Here is a 3,522-nt window from a genome sequence, read left to right as displayed (position 1 = left end):
CCCCCCCCCCCCCCCCCCCCCCCCCCCCGCCGGGGGGGGGTGGGGTGGGGGGGGGGGGGTGGCGCGGCATTCACCGAAGCAGCGGTTCCTGCCGATGGACCCCCCACCCCCGACCCCTCCCCGCCACGCGCGATGCGCGCGGGGGGAGGGGAGATCGGCGCACCCGCTGGCTGGTCTGGGCCAGGCTGGCTTACGGCCAACAAAAAACCCGCGACCGATTTCTCGGCGCGGGCATTTAATTTTTGCGATGATGACATGAATTGAATTTTGCATGCGTCGTGCCGGCTGGCGCGCCACGACGCCCGAGACGCCTTCGACATCGATCAGCGCGGCGGAATAAAAGTCGGCCCGACCGAGCGGATCGTCTTGTTGTCCGGCGCAGTGCCGGTGGACGGCGCCGGAGCCGCCGCCGCATCCGGCGCCGGCGGCGCGGGTGCCGCGGCGTTGGCAGGCCCGGCTCCCTTCCTGGCGGCGGCCGGGGTCGGTTTTGGCAGCGGCCGCGACATCTTCTTGGCGCCCTCTTCGGTGACGATGATGTCGCCTTGCTGTTCGGCGGCGGCTTTGTCGTCGATGCTTTTCAGCGCGTCGGACCAGGTCTGTCCGGCAGCCTTGCAGGAGCAGGTGGGACTGAACTCCTGGCGGTAGTGAAAGGCATTCGGGATCGATGAATAGGGCTGACCGTTGATGGAGACCGCCGAACTGATGTCTTCGCCGGGGTTGCGATAGGTGAAGAGATTGGCTTCCGCCGCCGGGCACAGCGCCTTGCAGGTCTTCTCGTCGTCCGGGAAGCGGCCCGGGACGGTGGCAAACGAAATCGGAAAATAAAAGCCGTCGCAGCTGCGGACGCAGACCGTGCGGAAGGTGCCGGATTGCGGCCCGGGATCGGCGCCCGGCGGGTTCGGATTGCTGCTGGGATTGTTGTTGCCGAACAGGTTCTGCAGAAAATTGCCGGGGCCGGGCGCGGCGTTGGCATATTGCGGCCCGCAATCGTTCTGCGCCAGTGCCAGCAGGACCGAGCGGCGCTGGTTGTCGCGGTCGCCGCCGCCAAGGCCGCCGCGCAGCCTCTCGAGGCTGGTCGTGATCTGATCGAGGTTGGCCCGCATCTGCTGGATCTGGTTGTTGACCGGACCGCATTGCGCCGACTGGCCGGAGAACAGCGAGAAAAACCCCGAACTGTCGCAGCCCATCCGCTTGGCCTGCGAGGTGACGCGATCGAGCTCGCTTTGCTGCCGGGTCGCAGCCTCCTGGTAGCGGCGGATTTGCTCGTCCTTGGCCGGGTCGCCGGCGCCACCGCGGTCGATGGCCGCCAATTGGGCTTCAAGCCGCGGGCACATCGGATTGAGCGGCGGCGCGCCCTGCGGCGGCGGCCCCGGATTCTGCGCCTGGGCCTCGACGCTCAGCAGGCTGGCGCAAAGCAGCGCAGCACCGACCAATATCCAACGGGAGCAGGGGGATGTCAGCGTTTCCAGCATATCCGGCCATTCGATCCTGTGATCCGATCAGATTGCATCAGATCATGGTCTCATCACTTTGATTGAGCATGATCTTTCCGAAAAACCAGTTGCCATCTTGCCCACATCATAGGCGAGGACAATGGCGCGCTGGCGAACCCATTGGGGTTCTACCGGCGCGGCATCCATTAGCCGCTTCCCGGGGCAGCGTCACGTCGTTTCCGGGGCGCTGGTATGGCGCGGGAACCGGCTCGGCGCGCTTGCCGCGAGGGACGGCCTTTAGCGTTGGCAGGTAATGGCGACGTATTCGTTGCAACCGCCATGGCTGCAGGTCGCGGCCACCTTGGGGACCGACCCGGTGATTTCATCCGGGTCGATCCGCCGGTATGACGTGGCTTGGGCGAAATCCCGTGACTGGCAATAGGACCGGGCGGCGTAGGCGCCGCATTTTTCGCCTCTGGCCAGGCACTGGTCGACGCCATAACCGTCAGCCTGGTTGGCGATGATGAAAACGCGGCTGTCAGCTGAGGCTGCCGTGGCGGCGAGCAGGAAACTAAAGGCCAAAAGCGCTGACTTGGTTCGCATATTGCACCGGTGAGTGAGAGAGCAGCCTGCATACGATACGCCCAAAACCTTAAGAATGATTAACCATGGCGCTCCCCCATTTGGCGGCCCGGCCGTTTCGTTTCCCAAGCAGGCATTTCCGAGGCACTTGACGCCATCCCCTGTGCTGGCCCATGGTAATTCCCATGTACGGTCACCTCACCATTTGTGGCATTTGCCGCGAGATTACGAGCTAGCGACACGCTGGCTGAGGCCGTCTTTTCTCACCCGAGATCACTGGACGCCCGGCCGCAGGGGACGGGATTTCCATGGATTTGCGCCTCTACGATACGTTGACCCGTGACAAGCGCACTTTCGTGCCGCTCGATCGCAACAATGTGCGCATGTATGTCTGCGGACCGACGGTCTATGACTTCGCCCATATCGGCAATGCCCGCCCGGTGATCGTGTTCGACGTGCTGTTCCGGCTGTTGCGGCATCTCTACGGCGCCGGGCATGTGACCTATGTCCGCAATATCACCGACGTCGACGACAAGATCAACGACCGCGCCGCGCGGGATTTTCCGGGCCTGCCGCTGAACCAGGCAATCCGCAGGGTGACCGAACAGACCGAGAAACAGTTCCACGACGATGTCGACGCCCTCGGTTGCCTGCGTCCGACGGTCGAGCCGCGCGCGACCGAACATATCGCCGAGATGCGCGCCATCATCGAGCGCCTGGTGCAGGGTGGTTTTGCCTACGTCGCCGAAGACCACGTGCTGTTCTCGCCGCAGGCGATGAACGCGGCGAATTCTCTCCTGCCGCGCTACGGCGCGCTCGCCAAGCGCACGCTGGACGAGATGATTGCGGGCGCCCGCGTCGATGTCGCGCCCTACAAGCGCGACGCCGCCGATTTTGTGCTCTGGAAGCCGTCGAAACCGGGCGAGCCGTCCTGGCCGTCGCCTTCGGGCATCAAGGCCGAGGGTCGTCCGGGCTGGCACGTCGAATGCTCGGCCATGGCGTGGAAACATCTCGGCGAGCAGTTCGACATCCACGGCGGCGGCATCGATCTGGTGTTTCCGCATCACGAGAACGAACTCGCGCAAACCTGCTGCGCCTTTCATGCCGAGCGCATGGCCAACGTCTGGATGCACAACGGCTTCCTCCAGGTCGAAGGCGACAAGATGTCGAAGAGCCTCGGCAATTTTGTCACGATCCGGGAGTTGCTCGAGACGAATAAATTTGGTGGCAGATCATGGGGCGGTCCAACATTGCGATTTGCGATGCTAAGGACCCACTACCGTTCGCCGATCGATTGGACCGTGAAGGGCTTAGAAGACTCGGAACGAACAATTCTCAATTGGGCTAATATTTTGGAGCGTAGTGGAACATCTTCTGGACGGGAGGGCGCTCCGGCACCTCCAATCATAAAAGCATTGTCAGATGATTTGAACACTCCGTTGGCAATTGCGGAGATGCACGGACTAGCGGAATTGGCTCGAAAGGGGGATTTTGCGGCAGCAAATTC

Annotated in this window: 3 protein-coding genes; 1 reads left to right on the top strand and 2 read right to left on the bottom strand. The window is 63.3% G+C overall.

The genetic code is table 11. The annotated features are described in order from the left end of the window. Nucleotides 1–323 precede the first annotated feature (323 nt). On the bottom strand, nt 324–1,472 hold the full coding sequence (locus ABSG20_RS32565) for a DUF2865 domain-containing protein (protein ID WP_423868556.1): 1,149 nt from the start codon (nt 1,470–1,472) through the stop codon (nt 324–326). Nucleotides 1,473–1,730: 258 nt separating this feature from the next. Beyond that, complete coding sequence (locus ABSG20_RS32560; protein WP_423868555.1) at nt 1,731–2,036, bottom strand: hypothetical protein; 306 nt, start codon at nt 2,034–2,036, stop codon at nt 1,731–1,733. A gap of 287 nt (nt 2,037–2,323) precedes the next feature. Here ABSG20_RS32560 and cysS point away from each other — a divergent pair. Then, nucleotides 2,324–3,522 (top strand): cysteine--tRNA ligase (gene cysS, locus ABSG20_RS32555; RefSeq protein WP_423868554.1); only part of this gene is annotated, 1,199 nt, incomplete at its 3' end.

Origin of the sequence: Bradyrhizobium sp. (assembly GCF_049512235.1) — a bacterium.
Classification (GTDB): domain Bacteria; phylum Pseudomonadota; class Alphaproteobacteria; order Rhizobiales; family Xanthobacteraceae; genus Bradyrhizobium.
Note: the sequence above shows the minus strand (reverse complement) of the source record. Positions and strands in the feature narration are given on the sequence as shown.

Excerpts from the sequence above, each read along its gene's own strand:
- ABSG20_RS32565 (WP_423868556.1), bottom strand. The coding sequence starts at position 1,472 with ATGCTGGAAACGCTGACATCCCCCTGCTCCCGTTGGATATTGGTCGGT.
- ABSG20_RS32560 (WP_423868555.1), bottom strand. The coding sequence starts at position 2,036 with ATGCGAACCAAGTCAGCGCTTTTGGCCTTTAGTTTCCTGCTCGCCGCC.